Annotated in this window: 29 protein-coding genes; 16 read left to right on the top strand and 13 right to left on the bottom strand. The window is 68.9% G+C overall.

Features of this window, described 5'->3' with window-relative positions; genetic code table 11:
* Positions 1–199: 199 nt before the first annotated feature.
* Positions 200–1606, bottom strand: a complete 1407-nt coding sequence (locus tag PKE84_RS06485) for an MFS transporter (RefSeq protein WP_271176498.1) — start codon at positions 1604–1606, stop codon at positions 200–202.
* A 286-nt stretch (positions 1607–1892) separates the two neighbouring features.
* Here PKE84_RS06485 and PKE84_RS06480 point away from each other — a divergent pair, with 286 nt between their 5' ends.
* Positions 1893–2804: a sigma-70 family RNA polymerase sigma factor gene (locus PKE84_RS06480; RefSeq protein ID WP_271176409.1), complete on the top strand. Its 912-nt coding sequence runs from the start codon at positions 1893–1895 to the stop codon at positions 2802–2804.
* 29 nt (positions 2805–2833) lie between these two features.
* Here PKE84_RS06480 and PKE84_RS06475 read toward each other — a convergent pair whose 3' ends face one another.
* Both PKE84_RS06475 and PKE84_RS06470 read right to left on the bottom strand, forming a co-directional pair.
* Positions 2834–3019, bottom strand: a complete 186-nt coding sequence (locus PKE84_RS06475; protein ID WP_271176408.1) for a hypothetical protein — start codon at positions 3017–3019, stop codon at positions 2834–2836.
* Positions 3020–3135: 116 nt separating this feature from the next.
* Positions 3136–3477 carry a DUF7882 family protein gene (locus PKE84_RS06470; RefSeq protein WP_271176407.1) on the bottom strand — a complete coding sequence of 114 codons (342 nt, stop codon included), beginning with the start codon at positions 3475–3477 and terminating at the stop codon, positions 3136–3138.
* Positions 3478–3609: 132 nt separating this feature from the next.
* Here PKE84_RS06470 and PKE84_RS06465 point away from each other — a divergent pair, with 132 nt between their 5' ends.
* Both PKE84_RS06465 and PKE84_RS06460 read left to right on the top strand, forming a co-directional pair.
* Positions 3610–3858: a hypothetical protein gene (locus PKE84_RS06465; RefSeq protein WP_271176406.1), complete on the top strand. Its 249-nt coding sequence runs from the start codon at positions 3610–3612 to the stop codon at positions 3856–3858.
* 72 nt (positions 3859–3930) lie between these two features.
* Entirely contained in the window at positions 3931–5412 is a 1482-nt protein-coding gene (locus PKE84_RS06460; RefSeq protein WP_271176405.1) for an SDR family oxidoreductase, read from the top strand.
* Between the two features lie 21 nt (positions 5413–5433).
* Here the strand turns inward: PKE84_RS06460 and PKE84_RS06455 are convergent, their stop codons facing one another.
* A complete protein-coding gene (locus PKE84_RS06455; protein ID WP_271176404.1) occupies positions 5434–5988 on the bottom strand; it encodes a MarR family winged helix-turn-helix transcriptional regulator in 555 nt (184 codons plus the stop codon).
* 73 nt (positions 5989–6061) lie between these two features.
* On the opposite strand from PKE84_RS06455, the gene PKE84_RS06450 reads away from it, so the two are divergent.
* From PKE84_RS06450 to PKE84_RS06425, 6 genes are read left to right on the top strand one after another with little or no spacing between them, the layout of a single operon-like run.
* On the top strand, positions 6062–7138 hold the full coding sequence (locus PKE84_RS06450) for a polyprenyl synthetase family protein (RefSeq protein WP_271176403.1): 1077 nt from the start codon (positions 6062–6064) through the stop codon (positions 7136–7138).
* Positions 7135–8052, top strand: coding sequence for a phytoene/squalene synthase family protein (locus PKE84_RS06445; protein ID WP_271176402.1), 918 nt, complete (start codon positions 7135–7137; stop codon positions 8050–8052). The genes PKE84_RS06450 and PKE84_RS06445 overlap by 4 nt, the downstream gene beginning before the upstream one ends.
* The gene (gene crtI, locus PKE84_RS06440; protein WP_271176401.1) at positions 8049–9650 is read left to right on the top strand and encodes a phytoene desaturase family protein; all 1602 of its coding nucleotides are present in this window, start codon (positions 8049–8051) and stop codon (positions 9648–9650) included. Before PKE84_RS06445 ends, crtI begins: the two co-directional genes overlap by 4 nt.
* Positions 9647–9985 carry a lycopene cyclase domain-containing protein gene (locus PKE84_RS06435; protein WP_271176400.1) on the top strand — a complete coding sequence of 113 codons (339 nt, stop codon included), beginning with the start codon at positions 9647–9649 and terminating at the stop codon, positions 9983–9985. Before crtI ends, PKE84_RS06435 begins: the two co-directional genes overlap by 4 nt.
* A complete protein-coding gene (locus tag PKE84_RS06430; RefSeq protein ID WP_271176399.1) occupies positions 9982–10299 on the top strand; it encodes a lycopene cyclase domain-containing protein in 318 nt (105 codons plus the stop codon). Before PKE84_RS06435 ends, PKE84_RS06430 begins: the two co-directional genes overlap by 4 nt.
* Positions 10296–11180 (top strand): prenyltransferase, encoded by an 885-nt coding sequence (locus PKE84_RS06425; protein ID WP_271176398.1) that lies wholly within the window; start codon positions 10296–10298, stop codon positions 11178–11180. Before PKE84_RS06430 ends, PKE84_RS06425 begins: the two co-directional genes overlap by 4 nt.
* On the opposite strand, the gene PKE84_RS06420 is transcribed toward PKE84_RS06425, so the two are convergent.
* The 4 genes from PKE84_RS06420 to PKE84_RS06405 form a co-directional block, all read right to left on the bottom strand.
* Complete coding sequence (locus PKE84_RS06420; protein ID WP_271176397.1) at positions 11170–12015, bottom strand: alpha/beta fold hydrolase; 846 nt, start codon at positions 12013–12015, stop codon at positions 11170–11172. The two genes, PKE84_RS06425 and PKE84_RS06420, sit on opposite strands and share 11 nt — an antisense overlap.
* A 1-nt stretch (position 12016) precedes the next feature.
* Positions 12017–12502 (bottom strand): SRPBCC family protein, encoded by a 486-nt coding sequence (locus PKE84_RS06415; protein ID WP_271176396.1) that lies wholly within the window; start codon positions 12500–12502, stop codon positions 12017–12019.
* Entirely contained in the window at positions 12499–12867 is a 369-nt protein-coding gene (locus tag PKE84_RS06410; protein ID WP_271176395.1) for an ArsR/SmtB family transcription factor, read from the bottom strand. The genes PKE84_RS06415 and PKE84_RS06410 overlap by 4 nt, the downstream gene beginning before the upstream one ends.
* Positions 12868–12963: 96 nt before the next feature.
* The gene (locus PKE84_RS06405; RefSeq protein WP_271176394.1) at positions 12964–13344 is read right to left on the bottom strand and encodes a glyoxalase superfamily protein; all 381 of its coding nucleotides are present in this window, start codon (positions 13342–13344) and stop codon (positions 12964–12966) included.
* Positions 13345–13560: 216 nt separating this feature from the next.
* On the opposite strand from PKE84_RS06405, the gene PKE84_RS06400 reads away from it, so the two are divergent.
* Together PKE84_RS06400 and PKE84_RS06395 are read left to right on the top strand one after the other, a co-directional pair.
* Positions 13561–14511, top strand: a complete 951-nt coding sequence (locus PKE84_RS06400; RefSeq protein WP_271176393.1) for a J domain-containing protein — start codon at positions 13561–13563, stop codon at positions 14509–14511.
* A gap of 54 nt (positions 14512–14565) precedes the next feature.
* Positions 14566–14955: a VOC family protein gene (locus PKE84_RS06395; protein ID WP_271176392.1), complete on the top strand. Its 390-nt coding sequence runs from the start codon at positions 14566–14568 to the stop codon at positions 14953–14955.
* Here PKE84_RS06395 and PKE84_RS06390 read toward each other — a convergent pair.
* The 3 genes from PKE84_RS06390 to PKE84_RS06380 are packed head-to-tail and all read right to left on the bottom strand — an operon-like array spanning position 14952 to position 16595.
* Positions 14952–15776: a DUF72 domain-containing protein gene (locus PKE84_RS06390; protein WP_271176391.1), complete on the bottom strand. Its 825-nt coding sequence runs from the start codon at positions 15774–15776 to the stop codon at positions 14952–14954. The genes PKE84_RS06395 and PKE84_RS06390 overlap by 4 nt on opposite strands.
* The gene (locus tag PKE84_RS06385) at positions 15776–16147 is read right to left on the bottom strand and encodes an RNA-binding S4 domain-containing protein (RefSeq protein ID WP_271176390.1); all 372 of its coding nucleotides are present in this window, start codon (positions 16145–16147) and stop codon (positions 15776–15778) included. Before PKE84_RS06385 ends, PKE84_RS06390 begins: the two co-directional genes overlap by 1 nt.
* 1 nt (position 16148) lies before the next feature.
* Positions 16149–16595 carry a hypothetical protein gene (locus PKE84_RS06380; RefSeq protein WP_271176389.1) on the bottom strand — a complete coding sequence of 149 codons (447 nt, stop codon included), beginning with the start codon at positions 16593–16595 and terminating at the stop codon, positions 16149–16151.
* A gap of 73 nt (positions 16596–16668) precedes the next feature.
* Between PKE84_RS06380 and PKE84_RS06375 the strand changes: the two genes are divergently transcribed.
* Complete coding sequence (locus PKE84_RS06375) at positions 16669–17184, top strand: hypothetical protein (protein WP_271176388.1); 516 nt, start codon at positions 16669–16671, stop codon at positions 17182–17184.
* On the opposite strand, the gene PKE84_RS06370 is transcribed toward PKE84_RS06375, so the two are convergent.
* Complete coding sequence (locus tag PKE84_RS06370) at positions 17171–17995, bottom strand: DUF1295 domain-containing protein (RefSeq protein ID WP_271176387.1); 825 nt, start codon at positions 17993–17995, stop codon at positions 17171–17173. The genes PKE84_RS06375 and PKE84_RS06370 overlap by 14 nt on opposite strands.
* A 44-nt stretch (positions 17996–18039) precedes the next feature.
* On the opposite strand from PKE84_RS06370, the gene PKE84_RS06365 reads away from it, so the two are divergent.
* From PKE84_RS06365 to PKE84_RS06350, 4 genes are all read left to right on the top strand, one after another.
* Positions 18040–18675, top strand: coding sequence for a CDP-alcohol phosphatidyltransferase family protein (locus PKE84_RS06365; RefSeq protein ID WP_271176386.1), 636 nt, complete (start codon positions 18040–18042; stop codon positions 18673–18675).
* Positions 18668–19174: an FHA domain-containing protein gene (locus PKE84_RS06360; RefSeq protein ID WP_271176385.1), complete on the top strand. Its 507-nt coding sequence runs from the start codon at positions 18668–18670 to the stop codon at positions 19172–19174. The genes PKE84_RS06365 and PKE84_RS06360 overlap by 8 nt, the downstream gene beginning before the upstream one ends.
* Positions 19174–19872: a transcriptional regulator FtsR gene (gene ftsR / locus PKE84_RS06355; RefSeq protein WP_271176384.1), complete on the top strand. Its 699-nt coding sequence runs from the start codon at positions 19174–19176 to the stop codon at positions 19870–19872. The genes PKE84_RS06360 and ftsR overlap by 1 nt, the downstream gene beginning before the upstream one ends.
* A gap of 129 nt (positions 19873–20001) precedes the next feature.
* Positions 20002–20550 carry a MerR family transcriptional regulator gene (locus PKE84_RS06350; protein WP_271176383.1) on the top strand — a complete coding sequence of 183 codons (549 nt, stop codon included), beginning with the start codon at positions 20002–20004 and terminating at the stop codon, positions 20548–20550.
* Between the two features lie 48 nt (positions 20551–20598).
* Here PKE84_RS06350 and PKE84_RS06345 read toward each other — a convergent pair whose 3' ends face one another.
* Entirely contained in the window at positions 20599–21405 is an 807-nt protein-coding gene (locus tag PKE84_RS06345) for a ParA family protein (RefSeq protein WP_271176497.1), read from the bottom strand.
* Positions 21406–21416 lie beyond the last annotated feature (11 nt).

The raw sequence follows: 21416 nt of genomic DNA, 5'->3' as shown, positions 1-21416 counted from the left end.
AGCGCTGGCCCTTCGAGTGTCTGTTCAGCGCAGCACGAACGTCGTTCACCGGCGGCTTCCTCCCCAAGTCGACCTGATCGGCACCGGCGATGTCGAGGTGCCGATCAGAGCCTAGGAAGTCAGGGCGCCCGTGAGAATGCTTGGATCAGTGATATGCGGGCATGCCTCGGCGCCCGCCGGAGAGGGTCGCGGCGGATGCTCAGTCCTGCGACTTCTGTGCCGAGAGCGGCTCAGCGATGTCCTCCAGGGACTTCCCTTCCGCGTCGACGCCGAGGAAGAGTTCGACCAGGCCGGCAGCGATCATGAGTCCCGCGCCGATGAAGTACCCGATGGCGACGGCGTGCGATCCGGCTTCGATGAGCTGTCCGAACAGGATCGGTCCCGTGATGCCACCGATGGCGGTGCCGACCGCGTAGAAGAACGCGATGGCCATGGCTCGTGTCTCCATCGGGAACACCTCGCTCACCGTGAGGTAGGCGCTGCTGGCGCCCGCCGACGCGAAGAAGAAGACGACCATCCAGCAGGCGGTGAGCCAGAACGCGTCGAGCACCCCCATGTCGAACAGGATGGCGGTGCCGACGAGGAGCACACCGCTTCCCACGTAGGAGAGAGTGATCATGAAGCGGCGACCGACGGAGTCGAACAGGTGCCCGAGCAGCAGCGGGCCGAGGAAGTTGCCGATCGCGATCGGCACCAACGCCCAGGGCGCCACGTCATCCGGCACATGCAAGAGCTTGGTCAGCACCAGCGAGTAGGTGAAGAACACCGCGTTGTACAGGAACGCCTGGCCGATGAACAGCGACAGGCCCAGCACGAAGCGCTTGGGGTACTTCGAGAGGGCGACCTGCACGATCTCGCCGAAGCCCGTCGTCCTGCGCTGCTTGATGCGGATCGCCTTGTCGTCGGGGACGGCTTCCAGCTCGGTTCCGGTGTCTTTCGCGACGTCGGCCTCGATCTCGGCGACGAGCTTCTCCGCCCCTTCGTCGTAGCCGTGGATGAACATCCAGCGCGGGGATTCGGGGACGTTGCGACGCACGAGCAGGATGACCAGGCCCAGCACCGCGCCGAGACCGAAGGCGAGGCGCCAGCCGAGATCGGCGGCGAAGATGTCGGTGTTGAGCAGGAAGACCGTGAGCACGGCGCCGAACGCTGTGCCCAGCCAGTACGAGCCGTTGATGGCCAGGTCGACCAGCCCGCGGCGTCGCGCCGGAATGAGCTCGTCGATGGCCGAGTTGATCGCCGCGTACTCGCCCCCGATGCCCGCCCCGGTGAAGAACCGGAACACGAAGAACATCAGCGGCGTGAAGGAGAACGCCGTGAGAACGGTCGCCAGCAGATAGAGGCCCAGGGTGATGATGAACAGCTTCTTGCGGCCGAAACGATCGGTCAGATAGCCGAAGACCAGAGAGCCGCAGCAGGCACCCGCTACGTAGATGGCGGCGGCGAGGCCGACCTGCGCGGTGGTCAGTCCGAGGCCGCTCTCGGGCTCGGTTAGCCGGCTGCCGATGGCTCCGACGATGGTGACCTCGAGGCCGTCGAGGATCCACACCGTGCCGAGTCCCACGACGACCAGCCAGTGCCAATGGGACCAGGGGAGCCGGTCCATCCGCGCGGGAATGGTGGTCTCGATCGTCTTCAGCGTCGTTGCCTGAGAATTCGATGTATGCGCGCTCACAGACGGCACCCTACGAGCATCCGCCCGTTCCCAGCAGGGGCTTGACACAATCGGATGCGCTGGTAAAAGCAACCGCCGCCTAGCGTAGGTCAGCTCACAGTGTCAACCCCTTGTTGGGGGTCTCTCGCACATGTTTACCCTTGCTCGTGGCGTTCGCTCCGGTGGACGCCCCACGCACCAGAAGCAAGCAGACCATACGAGCCGACGGGATGAACAAATGACAGTGCTCGAAGTGACCAATGATCCGGTGCGCGACTACCTCAACTCGATCGGCCGCACGCGACTGCTGACCGCCGAAGAAGAGGTAGCCCTCGCGAAGCGCATCGAAGTCGGAGTTCTCGCAGGGGAGCGGATCGCCACGCGACCAGCGTTGACCCCGCGCGAACGCCGTGAACTGCAGTGGCTCGCCGACGACGGCAAGCGCGCGTTCGAACGGTTCATCGAAGCGAACCTCCGGTTGGTGGTGAGTATCGCCAAGCGCTACGCCGGCCGCGGCCTGCCCGTGATGGATCTCATCCAGGAGGGCAACCTCGGACTCGTGCGCGCGGTCGAGAAGTTCGACTACCGCACCGGCAACAAGTTCTCGACCTACGCCACCTGGTGGATCCGCCAGTCCATCCTGCGCGGCATCGCCGACACCGCCCGCCTCATCCGGATCCCCGTGCACACGGTGGAGAAGATCGACAAGCTGGACCGCATCCGGCGCGATCTCGGCGGCGAGTTGGGGCGCACCCCCACACTGGAGGAGATGGCAGAGGCCTCGAACCTCGAGCCCGCCGAGGTGCGGAAGCTGCAGATGAGCGACTCAGAGACGGTGTCGCTCGCGGTGCCGGTCGGCGAGAACGAGGGCGCCGAGCTCGGCGACCTGATCGAGGACGACGACTTCCCCGGACCGCCCGAGGCGGTCGAGGTCGGCTTCCGCCACCGTGACCTCGAGGACCGCCTTCGCGAGCTCCCTCCGCGCGACGCCAAGGTCGTCAGGATGCGCTTCGGGCTCGACGGTCAGAAGCCGATGACCCTGGACGAGGTCGGCGAGATCTACGGCATCACGCGCGAGCGGGTGCGCCAGCTCGAGACGCGCAGCCTCAAGCGCCTGCGCAGCCCCGAGTTGCTCGAATACCTGCGCTAGCCGCACCTAGCGCGACCGGGACCCCGTGCTCATTCGAGCGCGGGGTTCTCGTGTTCTGCCGCCGCCTGCTCGAACGGGATGTCGCCCGGACGGTCGGTCGACTCCGACCCGGTCTCGGGCTCGGTCGTGTCCTGCTGCCCCGCACTGGCGTCGCCGGGCTGCGCGTCGGGCGCTGTGCCGTCGGACGTCGTGCCGGATGAGGTCGTGTCTGTCATGGCGTGCCTGCCTTCCTGCCATGATTCTCCGATCAACGGTAGGCGCACGCCCGTCGTGAGGCAAGGGCAGGTGTCCGCCCTCGGCACGCCGTCGCAACCGAGCGTCGACCCCGTGATCAGCGTCCTGGGGGCGTGTCCGCGTTGACCTCGTCGGCTCCGAGCGCGCCGATCTCCTCGGTGAGCTGCAGCCCCTGAGCGCTGTTCGACGACAGGGTGAGTGCTTCGAGCCAGGTCTTGTTGATCTTGGGCTGGCGACCCCCGCTGTAGCGGAACAGCAACGGGATGGCCGGGTCGATCCAAATCGCGCTGCGCCCGTCTCCCACGCTCTGCTCATCGCGCCAGGAGAAGAAGAAACCTTCCTTGCGGCGCAGCTTCAAGCCGACGACGATCTGGAGGTGCGCGAGGACGCGGTCGTCGAATCCGATCTCGGTCGTGCCGGCGTAGATGAGCTTGCCCATGCGATGAACCGTACATGACGAAACGCGCCTGCGCGCGCACCGCCCGGCACGCATCGAGGCGGCGCGTTGTCAATCCCTTGGCCGCTCAGGCCCTGCGATCTAGCGTTGGATGGGGAACGACGGGAGACAGCGATGGAGCGCGGGGAAGCGTGGATCGTGCGTCACGGGGGACGCGAGTACATCACCTCGGATGAAATGGCGCGGATCTTCCTGTCGCAGGCCGAGCAGGCCGTTCGCACAGGCGAGCCGACCCTCGTGGTGCTTCGGCACAGCAAGGGCGTCGAGCTGGTGCTCGTGACCGACGAGTCATCGTTCACGGTCGCCCGCCGGCACGCAGCGGCGGTCGATGAAATCGGGCACGCACGCCACGTGCTGCACTGACATACGGCCGCGCCGGAGCGACCTCCACGGTCGGCTGAGAGTCCTCTCCGGGGTCGAGCGTATGGTCTCGTCATGACACGACGAGCCCTGGTGACCGGAGCGACCGGCTATATCGGCGGGCGGCTGGTGCCCCGCCTCCTCGCTGACGGATTCGACGTGCGGGTGCTCGTGCGCTCGCCGCAGAAGCTGACGGATGTGCCGTGGGCCGGCGATGTCGAGGTGGCCACGGGCGACCTGCACGACGCCGGGTCCGTCGCCGCCGCCATGGCCGACGTGGACGTCGTGTACTACCTCGTGCACTCGATGCGGGCATCCGGTGATTTCGACGAGGAGGAGGCGGGCGCCGCCCGCACGGTCGCCGATGCTGCGGAGCGGGCAGGGGTGTCGCGCATCGTCTACCTCGGCGCCCTGCATCCCACCGGCGTCGAGCTGTCGCGGCACCTGCGCTCGCGCGTCGCCGTCGGCCGCATCCTGCTCGACTCGGCCGTGCCGACCGTCGTGCTGCAGGCGGGCGTGGTGATCGGATCGGGCTCGGCCTCGTTCGAGATGATCAGGCACCTGACGGAGGTGCTGCCGTACATGCCCGCGCCGCGCTGGGTGCGCAACCGCATCCAGCCGATCGCGATCCGCGATGTGCTCTTCTACCTCCGCGCCGCCGCCGATCTGCCGCCGGACGTCGATCGCGCCTTCGACATCGGAGGTCCCGACATCCTGCGCTACGGCCAGATGATGAACGGGTTCGCGGTCGAGGCCGGTCTGCGGCAGCGCCCGATCGCTGCGCTCCCGGTGTTCACGCCCTGGCTCGCCTCGCAGTGGGTGAACCTCGTCACGCCGATCCCGCGGAGCCTCGCGGTGCCGATCATCGAATCGCTGCAGTACGACTGCGTGGTGCAGGAGCGCGACATCGACGACGTCATCCCACGGCCAGAGGGCGGCCTCACCGGATACCGCACGGCGGTGCGGCTCGCGCTCGCCAAGGTGCGCGCGGGAGACGTCGAGACGAGCTGGCGCAACTCGTCGGTCGATGGCGCTCCCAGCGACCCCCTGCCCAGCGACCCCGACTGGTCCGGGCACACGGTCTACACGGATGTGCGCGAGCGGTCGACCGAGGCGTCACGCGACAGCGTGTGGCGGGTCATCGAGGGGATCGGAGGGGAGCGCGGCTGGTACTCCTTCCCGCTGGCCTGGGCGGTGCGCGGCTGGGCGGACAAGCTGGTGGGCGGCGTCGGCCTCAGGCGGGGACGGCGCGACGCCGACCGGCTGCAGACGGGCGATGCACTCGACTGGTGGAGGGTCGAGCGGATCCAGCGGGGACACGAACTGCGACTGCGTGCCGAGATGCGCGTGCCGGGGCGCGCCTGGCTCGAGATGTCGGTGGAGCCGGGGGAGCGCGGCTCGGTCTACCGGCAGCGTGCGGTCTTCTTCCCTGCCGGGCTCGCCGGGCGCCTGTACTGGTTCGCGATCCTGCCGTTCCACGGCGTGATCTTCAACGGGATGGCCAACCGCATCGTCTTCGAGGCCGAGAGCGGAACGGGCGTCGCCACGCCCGCCTGAGTCGCCGGAGGGCCGGGACCGTCAGTCGATCGGCGCGGCGATCGACTCCGCCAGGCCGTTGAGGAACCGGATGACGACCTCGCGCTCCTCCGGCGGGAGGTTCCGCGCCACTTCGAAGCGGCGGGCGTGTTGCACACCCATGGTTCGGCGCACCTCCCGGTGCGTCTCCTCGGTGATCGAGATGACGACGGCCCGGCGGTCGCTGGGGTGCGCGTGGCGCTCGACGTGTCCAGCGCGCTCGAGCCGGTCGAGCAGCTTGGTGGTCGACGCCGTCGAGATGTGCAGGTGCTCCGACAGTGCGCCGGCCGTGACGGCCACATCGGCGTTCATCGACGCGATGATGTACCGCAGCGCCTTCATGTCGGTGTCGTTGAGCTTCATGTGGCTGCGCGACTCGAAGCTGAGCTTCTGCTCCGCCTCGCGCCAGGTCCGGATGGCCGTGAGGACGCGGATGATCTGGAGGAGCTCCTCTTCGCTGACGTCGTCGTGGCGCACGAGTTCCTGACGAGGATCGATGACGCGGGGATCGAGCAGCGAGCTGGAGATGCGCCGCGCGTCGTCCTTGTCCGAGGTCATGAGTTCATCCTATTCCAGCGGGCAAGATGCGTGCTAAGTTATTTACTAACTTGGCTAGCTAAGGGAGCGCAGGATGACTACCGTCCCCGTCGGAGAGCGCAATGTCGGACTATCGGCCGAGATCGACGCCCGCCTGAATACCTTCTTCGCCGAGCGCATCGCCGTCTCGGCCCAGTACGGCAGCGACTACGAACGGCTGTGGGCTCAGGCTGCGGCCGCGAGTGACGGAGGCAAGCGCATCCGGCCCCGTTTCGTGCTCAGCGCCTTCGAGGCGTTCGGCGGATCCGACGCCGACGCCGCAGCGGCCGTCGATGTCGCGGTCGCGTTCGAGCTGCTGCACACCGCCTTCCTGCTGCACGACGACGTGATCGACCGTGACACCGTGCGCCGGGGCCGACTCAACCTCAGCGGGTCCTTCGCCTCCGATGCGGTCGCGGCCGGCGTCTCCGGCGACCGGGCACGTCTGTGGGGCGAAGCGGCCGCCATCCTCGCGGGTGACCTCCTCATCCACTCGTCTCAATCGTTCGTGGCGCGGCTCGATCTCGCCGCCGACGTGCGCGGCGCCCTGCTCGACGTCCTCGACCACAGCATCCTGGTGACGGCGGCGGGCGAGCTCGCCGATGTGTCGTTCAGCATCGGGATGACCGAAGCACGGCTCCCCGACATCCTCGCCATGACCGAGCGGAAGACGGCGACGTACTCGTTCGCCGGTCCGCTGTCCGCGGGCGCCATCCTCGCCGGTGCCGACGGCGACGCGCTCGCGGTGCTGGCCGAGTACGGGCGCCTGCTCGGCGTCGCGTTCCAGCTCGGCGACGACCTGCTCGGCGTCTTCGGCGCGGAGGATGTCACCGGCAAGAGCGTGGTGAGCGACCTCCGCGAGGGCAAGGAGACGTCGCTGATCGCCTACGCGCGGGCGACCGCCTGGTGGCCGGAGATCGGTGCATTGTTCGGCCGGCGCGACCTGACGGACACGGAGGGCCGCTCGCTCGCCGACGCGCTCGAGGTGTGCGGAGCCCGGTCGTTCGTCGAGAACCTCGTCGACGACTACGCCGGCCGGGCGATCGCGCTCGTCGAGACCTCCGGACTCCCTGCCGCCCTCGGCGACGAACTCGCACGGGTCGCGCGCTCGTGCGTCGGGAGGATCTCATGACCCGCGAAGCCGCAGTCGGCCCACCGTCCGAGCTCGAGCACCCCACCGATCTCGCGCTGTACACCCGTGCTGCTCACATCAGCTCCGCGACGGTCATCCACGAGTACTCCACCTCGTTCGGCATGGCGACCCGCCTCCTTGCACCGGCCGTGCGGCCGCGGGTCGAGGACGTGTACGCCCTGGTGCGGATCGCCGACGAGATCGTCGACGGCGCCGCCGAAGAGGCCGGGCTGAGTCTGGACGACCAGCGGGCGATGCTCGACGCCCTCGAGGCGGACACTGAACGTGCGATGCGCACGGGCTACAGCGCCAACCTCGTCGTGCACGCCTTCGCCACCACCGCCCGTTCGGTCGGGATCGGACCCGACCTGACCGCCCCGTTCTTCGCCTCGATGCGTCGCGACCTCAGCCCCGTCGACTTCGCCGCCGACGAGCTGAGCGCCTACATCTACGGATCGGCCGAGGTGATCGGGCTGATGTGCCTGAAGGTCTTCCTGGCGAGCGAACCGGTGACGGAGGAGCGGCGCCGGCGTCTCGAGACCGGTGCGCGCCGGCTGGGCTCGGCGTTTCAGAAGATCAACTTCCTCCGCGACCTCGCGGTCGACTGGACGGAGCTCGGCCGCAGCTATTTCCCCGGCATCGATCCGTCCCGGCTCACCGATCGGCAGAAGCTCGCCCTCGTGGTCGACATCGACTGCGACCTCGGAGCGGCCGCGGACGCGATCCCCGAACTCCCCGACAACTGCCGGCGCGCCATCCTGGCCGCGCACGGGCTGTTCGCCGAGCTGAGCGACCGCATCCGGGCCACGCCGGCGCGCGAACTGCTCAGCACCCGCGTGAGTGTGCCCGCCCGCACCAAGCTGGCGATCCTGTTGCGGGCGACCGCGCGCAGCGGCGCCGGGGTGCACCGATGAGTGCGGCACCCAGGGACATCGTCGTGATCGGCGGAGGCATCGCCGGTCTCGCCACGGCGGCGCTCCTCGCTCGCGACGGACACGCCGTGACGGTGCTTGAGCAGCACACGACCGTCGGCGGCCGCGCCGGATCGTGGGAGGCGGACGGGTTCCGCTTCGACACCGGGCCGAGCTGGTACCTGATGCCCGAGGTGTTCGACCACTTCTTCCGACTGCTGGGCACCACCACCGACGATCAGCTGTCCCTCGTCACGCTGGATCCCGGCTACCGGGTGTTCTTCGAGGGACGCACCCGGAGCATCGACATCGAGGCCGACCCCGCCGCCAACCGGCGCGTCTTCGAGCGGGTCGAGCGCGGCTCGGGCGCCGCGCTCGACCGCTACCTCGCAAGCGCGGCCGAGACCTACCGGATGGCCGTCGACCGCTTCCTCTACGGCACCTTCGCGTCGTTCCGCCCGTTCTTCCGTCGCGACCTCCTGCGCCGCCTCGCCCGTCTCGGCCGCCTTCTGCTGCAGCCGCTCGACCGGTTCGCCGCCGGGTACGTGCGCGACGAGCGGCTGCGGCAGATCCTCGGCTACCCGGCCGTGTTCCTGGGCACCTCGCCATCGCGGGCGCCCAGCATGTACCACCTGATGAGTCACCTCGATCTCGACGACGGGGTGCGGTACCCGCTCGGCGGCTTCAGCGCCGTGATCGATCGGATCGCCGCGCTCGCCCAGCGCGAAGGTGTGACGATCGAGACCGGCGCGCGGGTGACGCGCATCCGCACGCGAGACGGTGAGGCGAAGCCGCAGGTCGCCGGCGTCGACTACATCGACGCCGACGGAGCCGTGCGGCGGCTCGACGCCGGCCTCGTGGTGTCGGCGGCCGACCTGCACCACACCGAGACCGAGCTGCTCGCGACGGGGGAGCAGACGTACCCCGAGCGCTGGTGGAAGCGCCGCGATCCCGGTCCGGGAGCGGTGCTGGTGATGCTGGGCGTCCGCGGACACCTCCCGGAGCTGGCGCACCACACCCTGTTCTTCACCGCGGACTGGGCCGACAACTTCGACCGGATCTACGGCGCGCATCCCTCGATTCCGGATCCGGCGTCGCTGTACGTCTGCCGCCCGAGTGCGACAGATCCGGATGTCGCGCCGCCCGGGTGCGAGAATCTGTTCGTGCTCGTTCCGGTTCCGGCTGACGTGACCATCGGCGCAGGCGGCCTCGACGGCGGCGGCGACGAGCGTGTCGAGCGCGCCGCCGATGCGGCGATCGCGCAGGTCGCGGAGTGGGCGGACATCCCCGACCTCGCGGAGCGGATCGTGCTGCGCCGCACGGTCGGGCCCGGCGACTTCGCCGCCGATCTCAACGCCTGGCGCGGAGGCGCCCTCGGCCCGGCGCACACCCTGCGGCAGAGTGCCTTCTTCCGCGGCCGCAACGTATCGAGCCGAGTCGACGGCCTGCTGTACGCGGGCGGCTCGACCATCCCGGGCATCGGCCTGCCGATGTGCCTGATCAGTGCCGAGCTCGTGGTCAAGCGTCTCCGCGGCGACACGTCGACGGGGCCTCTGGCCGAGCCGCTCGGTGTGCCGGTGCAGGAGGAGCGCCGGGCGTGAGCATCCTGTATCTGGCCGTGCTGCTGGTGGCCATCGGCTGCATGCTGCTGCTCGATCGCCGCTTCGCCCTGTTCTTCTGGCGCGACGCCCGTCGCGCTGCGATCGTGCTGGTCGCCGGCGTGCTGTTCTTCCTCGCCTGGGATCTGTTCGGCATCGCACTCCACGTCTTCGCCAGAGGCGGAAGCCCCCTCATGACCGGCATCGTGCTGGCTCCCGAGCTTCCGCTCGAGGAGGTCTTCTTCTTGGCCTTCCTCTGCTACGTCACGATGATCCTCATCTCCGGCGCCGGCCGGATGCTCGCCCGCAGGACGGCACGACGCGGGGAGCGGGCATGACCTACGTGCTGCTCAGCCTGGCGTTCCTCGCCGTCGCGGTCGTGGTGCTCGCGATCGCCCTGGCGGTGACGCCGGATCGCGCCGTCGTCGTGCGACGGTGGTGGGGGCCGGTGCTGATCGGCGGCGTGATCGTGCTCGTGCTGACGGCTGTGTTCGACAACGTGATGATCGGGGCCGGGCTGATGACGTACGGTGAGGGGCAGCTCGCCGGGGTGCACCTCGGTCTCGTGCCCGTCGAGGACTTCGCGTACCCGATCGCCGGCATCCTCCTGCTTCCCGCGGTGTGGCTGCTGACCAGGAGGCGCGCCCGATGACGGCGACGACGGCGCCGGCTCCACTGCGGCAGCTCCTGCTCGCGTCGCGCCCGCTCAGCTGGATCAACACCGCGTTCCCCTTCGCGGCGGCCGTGCTGCTGACCACTCGGCACGTGGACCTGACGCTGATCATCGGCACGGTGTACTTCCTCATCCCGTACAACCTCGCGATGTACGGCATCAACGACGTCTTCGACTACGAGTCCGATCTGCGGAATCCGCGCAAGGGGGGTGCGGAGGGCGCGCTGCTCGACCGCACGATGCACCGGCGCACGCTGCTCGCCGCCGCGGCCGTGAACGTGCCGTTCCTGATCTTCCTCGTGGTGGTGGGTCCGCCGCTGTCGTGGCTGGTGCTCGCGATCAGCGTGTTCGCGGTCCTGGCGTACTCGGTGCCCGGTCTGCGGTTCAAAGAGGTGCCGTTCCTCGACTCGATCACCTCGAGCACGCACTTCGTGAGCCCGGCGGTCTACGGCCTGGTGCTCGCCGGCGCGACCTTCACGCCCGCTCTCTGGGCGGTGCTGCTGGCGTTCTTCCTCTGGGGGATCGGCAGCCACGCCTTCGGGGCGGTGCAGGATGTCGTGCCCGACCGCGCCGGGGGAATCGCGTCGATCGCGACGGTGCTCGGTGCCCGCTGGACCACCCGCATCGCCATCGCCGCGTGGGCGCTCGCCGGGATCGCGATGCTCCTCACTCCGTGGCCCGGACCGCTCGCGGCGGTGCTCGCGCTCCCGTACATCGCGGTGGCTGCTCCGTACTGGTCCATCCCCGACGACGATTCGGCGCGTGCCAACCGCGGCTGGCGGCGGTTCCTCTGGATCAACTACGCGTGCGGCTTCGTGGTCACCATGCTGCTGATCTGGTTCGCCGCGCTCACGCGCTGACGAAGGCGGCGATCTGCGGAGCGATGGCCTTCGCGGAGACCTGATGGGTCTGGCCGTCCAGCACGCCGGAGCGCGCCCCGGGCACGGCGGCGGCGACGGCAGTCTGGGCGTCGCGCATCGGCTCTGCGGCCTTGCCCCCGACGAGCACCAGCGTCTTCACGGCGATCCGGGAGAGCCGGTCGGCCGGTACCCGGAAGCCCGACATGATCCGGATGTCGTTGGGCAGCGTCGGCGCCACGGCCCTCATGTGCTTCCAGACCGAGGGCATGAGACGCATCATGAACGGCACGAAAGCAGGGGCGCCGACCATCGTCACCAGGAAGTATCCGACCGCGGAGCCGTTCTTGCCCTCGGTGAGCAGCCCGTCGACGACGGCGAGGTGGTCGACGTCCGGGTTCTTCCATCCGGCGGCGACGTACGGCGCCTCGTAGGTCACGAGGGCACGCATGGGAACACCCGCCGCCGCGGCCTCGAGGGCGAGGCCGGCCCCCGACGACGAACCGTAGACCGCGACCGGACCTCCTCCGTTCTCCTCGCTCGCCCGATCGAGCACCGCTCGAAGGTCTTCGACTTCGCGTTCGGGTGTGGTCGTCGGCGCGCTCGCTGCGGTGTCGCCGCTGTCGCCACGGCCGCGCCGGTCGTACAGGTAAACGGTGAAGCGGTCCGCCAGCTCCGCGGCGAGCGGCCGGCAGGGGCCGAACCCGCGGTCGCAGAGCGCGCCGTCGACCAGCACCAGTGCCGGCCCTGAACCGACCTTCTCGTAGGCGATCGTCGTGCCGTCTGCCGAAGCGACGGTTCCCATCGTCGCCGGCGCGGTCTCCGTCTTCGCAGCCATCTCAGTTCTCCTTCGTGGACGATCGGTCGGCCGACAGCCGCCTGTCGAGTTTGACGAACGATTCGAGCCAGCCGGTCTCGGTGTCGTGCCGGCGGTCGGGGGTGAAGGGTCCCTGGTGCAGAGTGATGCGGGTTCTCTCGCCGTGATCGTGGAACTGGATGCGCAGCATCATTGCTTCCGGGCTGCCGCCCGTGCTCGCGTCGAGACGGAGGACGAGGAGTTCGGGTTCGACGAGTTCGACGATGGTGCCGCGCATCGGGAACTGGTCCCCGCTGGTGTCGTCGACCATGATCAGCTCCCAGCGCCCTCCGACGCGCGGGTCGATCGCGATCGACCCGGCCGGGGTTGTGATGCCGTTCGGGGCGAACCAGACGGCCAGGTGCTCCGGCTCGATGAAGAACCGCCAGACCACGGGCCGCGGTGCGTCGAACGCACGGGTGATGTAGACGTCGGTGTCCGCGATGTCATCAGGCCTGGTATCGGTCATGGCCGGTTTCCCTTGTCGTCGTCGGTGCTGCCGCCGTCGTCCGCCGCCTGATAGGCGGCGAGGGCGACGTCGAGCTTGTCGAAGCTGCTGTTCCAGAAGTGCTTGTAGCGCTCCATCCACATCGTGGCCTCCCGCAGCGGCTCGGCTTCGAGATGGCTCAGCCGCGAGGTCGCCACGCGCGACCGCGAAACGAGCCCTGCGGATTCGAGCACCTTGAGGTGTTTGGAGATCGCCGGTTGGCTGAGGTCGAACGGAGCCGCGAGCTCGGAGACGTTCGCGTCGCCGTCCGTCAGGCGGCGCAGGATCTCGCGCCGGGTGGGGTCGGCGAGGGCGGCGAACACCGCGCTCAGCTGGTCTGTCGACATATACATAACCAATCGGTTCTATAACTTGATGCAAATATAGCGGATGCGCGGCGCCTGTCAAGAGGCGCCGCGCATCCGGCTGCATCGGGCGAGTCGTCAGTCGCGCTTGGGCAGCTCCTGCAGCGCCCAGACGTTGCCGTCCGGATCGGAGAAGGTGACGAAGCGGCCCCAGTCGAGTTCGGCGACGCCCTCGGCCTCGACGCCGTGCTCGCGCAGGTGGGCGAGCGCGTCGTCGGCGTTCGGCACGACGATCTGGAGCCCGCGCTGGGTGCCGGGCTCCATGTCGGTGAGCCCCTCGCCGAAGGCGATCGAGCAGGCCGAGCCGGGAGGGGTGAGCTGGATGAAACGCAGCGTGTCCGAGACGCGCTGGTCGTAGTCGGCCACGAAGCCGACCTGGTCCACGTAGAACGCCTTCGCGCGGTCGACGTCGGTGACGGGGATGGTGATGAGTTCGATTCTCCAGTCGGTGATCGCCATGATCGGTCCCTTTCTTGTGTCCTGGTCGTTTGTCGTTGGTTATGTCTCCACGCTAAGCGCGATTGCGGTCAGTTTCAGGCCGCAATAGGAGAATCGACGCCAGAACATTCATCCAGCTCTCGGCCCGCGGCGAGCGGGCTTACAGCCGCGTCACGGTATCGTCGAAAGGCGGTCCCTGTGGACGCGCCAGCAGACCGGAAGAGACGACAGACGCCGATGAGCGACAGCCCCCTTTCGCCGAGCCCGTACGAGGTGCTCGGCGTGAGTGCGACCGTTCCCCACGAGGAGTTGCGTCGCGCCTATCGGCGGCTGCTCCGGGCGACTCACCCGGACACCGGCGGCTCGGCCGCCCGCTTCCAAGAGGTGCAGCGCGCCTGGGAGCTCATCGGAGACCCGGAGGACCGCGCGCGGTACGACCGCGGAGAGTCGGGCTACGACGCCGATGTCGCCGACGGCGGAGACGGCTCGACCGGATTCAGCGCGACCTTCCACCCGACGCGCTCGCAGGCGCGGGGCTCGTCGGTGCGGGCACGCAGCTACGGGCATCCGGGCGGTCGGGCGCGGGAGCGCTACCTGGCGCTGATGCGCGAATGGGTCGGACGCGGCACCGAGCTCGACGACCCGTACGAGCCGTCGCTCGTGCGGTCGGCCCCGCGGGAGATCCGGCAGTTGCTCGCAGAGGCCCTGGCCGAGGAGGCGACGGCGCGCGCCGTCACGTCGCTCGGCATGGGCTTCACGATCTGGAGCGACGTCGCCGTGCATCCGCGTTCGGAGGCCAAGCTCGACCACGTGGTCCTCGGACCGGCCGGTCTGTTCGCAATCCGCTCGGCCGATTGGGGCGGCGAGGTCAAGCTCGCCAAAGGCGACGTGGTCGGCGCGGGGATCGACCGCGAGGAGGAGCCGTTCCACGCGCTGCTGCGGGACGCGAAGACATTCTCGCGCCAGGTCGGAGTGAAGTTCACCGGGCTGATCATCGTGGTGCCCGACGATGCGCTGGCCGTCCCGTACGACCGGATCGAGCGGGGCAGGCTGGCGGGCTCGCTCCTCGTTCGGCGATCGCTGCTGCCGCTGGTGCTGCGCAACGGCGCCAACGCGGCCGGGCGGGAGAGCGTCGATCGCGCGTTCGAGCTGCGCAGCCGGCTGCAGGAGAGCATCCGCTTCGTCTAGGCGCACGTGCCGGCTCGCCTAGACGCGCGGCGCTGCGGAGAGCACAGTGGAGCCATGTTCACACCACTCGACATCTTCAGCGGTTTCAGTGTCACCGACATCGCGGCGGCCAAGGCGTTCTACGGCGACACCCTCGGTCTCGCCGTCACGGAGGGCCCGATGGGCAACCTCGACCTCGCGCTCCCCGGCGGAAGCCACGTGTTCATCTACCCGAAGCCCGATCACGAGCCGGCCACCTTCACCATCCTGAACCTGGTCGTCGACGACATCGACGCCGCCGTGGCGGACCTCAACGCCGCGGGCGTCGAGACGAACATCTACGACTCGCCCGATCTCCCCACCGACGACAAGGGTGTGCTGCGCGGCAAGCAGGCGAACATGGGGCCGGACATCGCGTGGTTCCGCGATCCCGCCGGCAACGTTCTCTCCGTCCTCCAGGACTAGGGACGGGAGGACGAGGCGAGTCGTTCCCGGAGTGCCATCGCGTCGTAGGGGGAGCGGACCTTGACGTCGTTGTCGAAGTAGGCGAAGACGTCGAGGCCGGCGCCGACCCATCCCCGGATCTCGGCCGCCCAGCGATCGAGCGATTCGGGGGTGTAGCCGCTCGTGTACAACTCCTCGTCGCCGTGCAGCCGCACATACATGAAGTCGCTCGTGGCGGCTCGGATGACGGGGTACCTGCCTGCGGTGTCGGCGACGACGATCGCGACGTGCTCTGCGCGGGCGAGCTCGGTGAACGACGGCACGTCGAAGCTCGTGTGGCGCACCTCGACGGCGTGACGGAGCGGTCGGTCGGCGTCGGTGCGCAGGAACATCCTGTCCTCGTCCAGCGTCGCCTCCGTCGCGAGCGCGGCCGCGGCCCGGGTGCTGCGGGGGAGCATCCGGAGGAACTCGCGCACCGCGGGCTCGTCGTACTGCAGGGTCGGGGGGAGCTGCCAGAGGATCGGACCGAGCTTGGGCCCGAGAGCGAGCACGCCGGATGCGAAGAAGTTCGCCAGAGCGCCGCGTGCGTTCTTCAGGCGCAGGATGTGGGTGATGTACCGGCCGCCCTTCACCGCGAACACGAAGTCGTCGGCGGTCTCCTCCGCCCAGCGCGCGTAGCTCGACGGCCGCTGCAGCGAATAGAAGGAGCCGTTGATCTCGATCGAGTCGAGACGTTCCGCCGCGTAGGCGAGTTCGGAGCGGTGCGGCACTCCCTTCGGGTAGAACGTGCCGCGCCAGGGCGCGTACGTCCATCCGGAGATCCCGACCCAGGTCGACGCCATCAGCGGCCGCGGAGCTGATCCAGGATGCGGCGGTCGCGCTTGGTCGGGCGGCCGGCGCCGCGCTCGCGTACGACGGCCGACGGCGCCTCGGTCTTCGGCGGCGGCGGGGGAGTCAGGTCCTCGAAGCACTCGGCGGCGACGGAGGCACCGACGCGCTTCACGATGAGCCGCCGTGCGATCAGGATGCGGTCCACGTCGCCGACGCGCGCCCGCACCTCATCGCCGATGTGCACCGGCTGCGCGGGCTTCGCGCGGTCCCCGTTGACGCGGATGTGGCCGGCCTTGCACGCGGCCGACGCGGCCGAGCGCGTCTTGTAGAGCCGCACGGCCCACGACCACGAGTCGACCCGCACGGTCGATGGCTCGGCCACGTCAGGCTGTCTCGACCAGTTGCGACTTCCACTTCACGAGGCTGCGCACGGTCTTGCTCGAGTCGCCGGCGAGCTTCTCCATCACGTCGGCCGGCACGAAGTAGTTCACCGCCACCCAGCCGCGCACGGTCTCCGACCGGTCGTCGGCGAGCATCCGCAGGATGTCGCACGGGGTCGCCTCGTTCTTGGCGACGCAGCCGCGCACGCCGGCATCCGGGTCGTGCGCGAGGGTGAGGAAGAGGTCGTCGGGGGTGTTGTAGCTGCTCGCCACGCTCTCGCGGATCTTGGGATTCTCATGCTCGGCGAGCAGGCGGAGCCGCGCGATCTTGCTCTCGGTCACCGGCGGCGACGGATGCAGGGCGGCGGCTTCCTCGGCGGTCAGCATGGCCGGGCGGTGCTCTCGCATCGCCTGACGCTGGGCGGGGGTGTTGAACCGGATGCACGACATGCTCCAACGGTACGCGCTCCCGCCGACCGAGAGGAGGAACACGTCGCGCGTCGGGCCGGGTTACCGTAAATGCATGGAGTCACTGCTGCGGATGCTCGACCGGGTCGCCGGCGGACGGCACGCCGGCTACACGATCCCCGAGGACAACCTGCGTCATCCCCGCACCCGGCGCGCGTTCGTGGTGATCACCTGGCTGCTGGTCGCGGAGCTCGTGCTGGGGGTGGGCGCCGTGGTCGTCGCCGCGGTCCTGCAGGCGAACGGACAGAGTATCCCGTGGGCGGTCTGGATGCGCTCGGTCATCGTGCTCGGGATGACGCTCACGCTGTTCTACTTCGCCTGGCGCGCCCAGAAGGGCTTCTACTGGGCGTACTCGAGGCTGCGCCTGTTCTCCAAGATCTTCCCGGTCGTCACGCTGGTGATCGCCGCGATCCCCGGGCTGTACCCCCTGTGGATGGTGACCGAGCAGATCCTGTTCAGCCTCATCCTGATCGGCGTCGCGGACTACCTCGACTCCGACCACATGCGCGCGGCGTTCCCGAAGCCCGTCGACCCGCCCTCGGGGGAGCAGCACCCGCTCACGGCGCGGTGACGGTGCCCTTCTCGCCACGCGGGAACCACGGGACGATGGGCGACGTTCGCCGCTGGTAGTCGGCGTATTCGGGGTAGCGGGAGAGCGTGATGCTCTCGGTGAAGACGGTCGACCCGATGAAGAGGCCGGTGAGCAGGAGCGGGCCGATCACGGTCCACTGCAGGATGGAGCCGGCGGCGACCGCGCCGAAGAGGAAGACGACCCACCACTGCGCCTGCTCGAAGAAGAAGTTCGGGTGTCGGGAGAACCGGAAGAGCCCGGCCTGAAGGAAACGCGGGCGCGGCGCGCGGCCGGCCGCCGTCTCGGCCTTCTTCCACTGGTGGAAGTTCCATTGCTGCTGGTCGGCCACGGTCTCTCCGACGAGGAACGCGAGGAAGACGACGGCGCAGAGGATGTCGAGCCCGTTGAGCGGCGTCGGGTGCTGAAGGGCCGTCCAGGCGGGGAGCGTGATCAGCAGGAGGAGCACGTTCTGGTAGATCACGATGAAGAACAGGTTGAAGAGCTGGAACTGCCACCCCGGCATCCGGGCACGCAGCACCGACCAGCGGTAGTCTTCGCCGCCCGGTTCGTACCCGCCCTTGCGCGCGAAATTGAACGTCAGCCGGATGCCCCACAGGGTGACCAGCGCCGCGATCAGGTTCAGGCGCGCATCCTGCAAGCCGGCGGAGCCCGCGAAGACCCACACGTACGCGACCGGCACGATCGACCAGATGCGGTCGACCCACGAGTGCTCGCCGGTGATCAGGGACAGGACCCAGGTGACCACGCAGACCGCGGCAAGGATCCAGAGACAGACGATGAAAGGCTCCACGTGCTCATCCTAGGGACACGGGCGGGTCACTAGACTCGATTCCCGTGGATGGAACCGGTGGGCGCGAGGTCAGTTCGCGGGTCCTGACGATCCCGAACCTCCTCAGCTTCTTCCGGCTCGCCCTCGTGCCGGTCTTCCTGGTCTTCGTCATTCTGGCCCAGGATGCGCTCGCGCTGCTCGTGCTCGTCGTCTCCAGCATCACCGACTTCCTCGACGGCTATCTGGCCAGACGGCTCGACCAGGTGTCCCGGCTCGGCCAGCTCCTCGATCCGGCTGCGGACCGCCTGTACATCTTCGCGGCGCTGATCGGACTGGCCTGGCGCGAGGTCATCCCGTGGTGGCTGGTCGCCGTGATCGTCGCCCGCGACATCATGCTCGCGATCCTCGGCGTCATCCTCGCGAACCACGGGTACGGCCCGCTGCCCGTGCACCACCTCGGGAAGGTGGCCACCTTCTGCCTGTTCTGGGCTCTGCCCCTGCTGATGCTCGGCGAGGCATTCACGGCGCTCGCGCCCGTCTCACTGCCGCTCGGCTGGGCGTTCGCGCTCTGGGGAGCCTTCCTCTACTGGTGGGCGGGGTTCGTCTATATCGGTGAGACCTCCCGGGTAATACGCCGGGAGGGGGACGACGGACCCGGTCGATCCGATACGCTGGATCAGAAGGAGGTTGACGGTGCCTGACGAGACGAACCCCAAGGGTCCTGCGGACGACGACGCCGCGAGCAACCCCCTGCGTAATTCCGCGGCGGGGAATGAGGACACGACCGCTCGCTTCGGCGAGGAGTTCGTGTCGAAGATGTACCCGGTCGACGGCGAGATCTCAGCCGAGGAGCAGGAGGCCATCGCCGCCCTGCCCTCCGGATCCGCCCTGCTGATCGTGCGGCGTGGCCCCAATACAGGGGCACGATTCCTGCTCGATGCCGACGTGACAAGCGCCGGCCGGCATCCGAACGCCGACATCTTCCTCGACGACGTCACGGTCTCGCGTCGCCATGCCGAGTTCACTCGCCGTGGCACCGCGTTCGAGGTGCGCGACCTCGGGTCGCTCAACGGAACGTACTACGACGGCGTCCGCATCGAGAGCGCCCTGCTCGCCGACAGCGCCGAAGTCCAGATCGGCAAGTTCCGCCTCACCTTCTACGCCTCCCGGTACGACCTCGCCGCTCCGGCGCAGGGCTAGTGGCGCGGCAAGCGGCGAGGGCACCGTCCGCGGCATCGCCCTCTCTGCTCAGCATCGGTCAGGTGCTGGCCCGGCTCACGCCTGAGTTCCCCGATCTCTCGTCGTCCAAGCTGCGATTCCTCGAAGAGCGCGGGCTGATCGCGCCCGCGCGCACCCAGTCCGGTTATCGCAAGTTCTCACCGGACGACCTCGAGCGGCTCCGGGTCGTGCTCGGCATGCAGCGGGACCACTATCTGCCTCTCAAGGTCATCAAGGCGTACCTCGCCGACCTCGATGCCGGTCTCAACCCGCCGATGCCCGGCAGTGGCGCCGGCGGTCCCTCCATGCTGCCGACCGGACGCCGCTTCAAGCGCGCCGACCTGCTGCGCGAGGCAGGGGCGACCGCCGAGCTCCTCGACGACGCCGTGGCCGCCTCCATCATCACGCCGGCCGACGTCTACGGCGAAGAATCGCTGACCGTTCTCAAGGCGCTCGTCGAACTCGGCCGCAACGGCATCGAGCCGCGACATCTGCGCGGTTTCCGGGCGGCGGCAGAACGCGAGATCGGCCTCATCGAGACCGCCCTGGTGCCCATCGCCCGCCGCAACGAGGTGTCGAGCCGGGCCAAGTCCGCCGAGCTGGCGCGGGAGATCGCGGGACAGCTCGATGTGGTGCGCGGCAGCATCATCCGGTCGTCGCTCTCCCGGCTGCAGTCGTGATCGGTCGCCGCACGCTCGACACGCCGAACAGGAAACGTCGAATGTCGTTGCCCGGGGCCTCCCGCATGGGTACCGTTGATGAAGCGCCGTTGTACGGCGCGATCCACTATCGGGGCGAGAGGCAAACGCATGAGTGAACTGAGTCGTGGCAACGACGCCCCCCGATACGATCTGGGCCTGCTGTTCACCGACGGCCTGCCCGAGATGGACGACGCCAGCGGTTACCGCGGCGCCGTCGCGGCCCGCGCGGCGGGCATCAGCTACCGTCAGCTCGACTACTGGGCCCGCACGGGTCTGGTCGAGCCCACGGTTCGCGGTGCGGCCGGCTCCGGTTCGCAGCGCCTCTACGGCTTCCGCGACATCCTGGTTCTGAAGCTCGTCAAGCGCCTGCTCGACACCGGCATCTCGCTGCAGCAGATCCGCACCGCGGTGAACCAGCTGCGCGAAGCCGGGGTGAACGACCTGGCGCAGACCACGCTGATGAGCGATGGCGCCAGTGTCTACCTCTGCACGTCGAACGACGAGGTCATCGACCTGGTCAGCCGCGGTCAGGGCGTATTCGGCATCGCCGTCGGCAAGGTGCTCCGCGAAGTGGAGTCCAGCCTGGTCGAGCTCGACACGCAGACGATCGACCCGATGGACGAGCTCGCTGCTCGTCGCGCGGTCAGGGCCTCCTAGCCTCTACCGGTCTGCTGTTCCCGGCGGAAGCCGGCGCTGTGTCGCGCCCTACGGCGCGACGGCGTATTCGCCGATGCGGGCCGTGCGCAGGACGCGCTCGAGCAGCATGTCGAAATTGTGCGCCATCTCCTGGGCGCTCTCGCCCGGCCAGACGTGCAGCGGCTTGGCAGCGCCCTGCGCCTGCTGAAGCGAGGTGCGCTCCGGCAGTTGCGGGCTGAGCACCAGCGGCCCGAACATGTCGCGCAGCTCTTTGATGCGGAACTGGTGCTCCAGCGACTGCACTCGTGCACGGTTGACGATGATGCCGAGCGGCTGGAGGCGCGGGGAGAGTCCGCGACGGATCTCCTCGATGGCGCGCAGCGCGCGGTCGGCCGCGGCGACGGAGAACAGGCCGGGCTCGGTCACGACGGCGACGCGGTCGCTGGCGGCCCAGGCGGTGCGCGTGAGCGCGTTGAGCGACGGCGCGCAGTCGATGAGCACCAGCTCGTAGTCGTGCTCGACGTTGGCGAGGGCCTCTTCGAGCTTCCAGATGTCACGGATGCTCGGGTGCGGTCCGTCGAAGTTGATGGCCGACGGGCTGCCGATCATGACGTCGATCTTGCCCTGGCGGCCCTTGGTCCAGCCGCTCGGGGCGATCGCCGCGCGGACGATCTTCTCCTTCGGCGACGCGAGCACATCGGCGACGTTGAGGTGGCCTGCGACCTGGATGTCCATGCCCGTCGAGACATCGGACTGCGGGTCCAGGTCGACGACGAGGGTGCGGAGGCCTTTGGCGAACGCTGCGGAAGCCAGCCCCAGCGTCACCGTGGTCTTACCGACACCACCTTTGAGGGAACTAACGCTGAGTACGTGCACAAGCAACTACG

Origin of the sequence: Leifsonia poae, from assembly GCF_027921845.1 — a bacterium.
GTDB lineage: Bacteria > Actinomycetota > Actinomycetes > Actinomycetales > Microbacteriaceae > Leifsonia > Leifsonia poae.
This window is presented reverse-complemented; position numbering and strand designations above follow the sequence as displayed.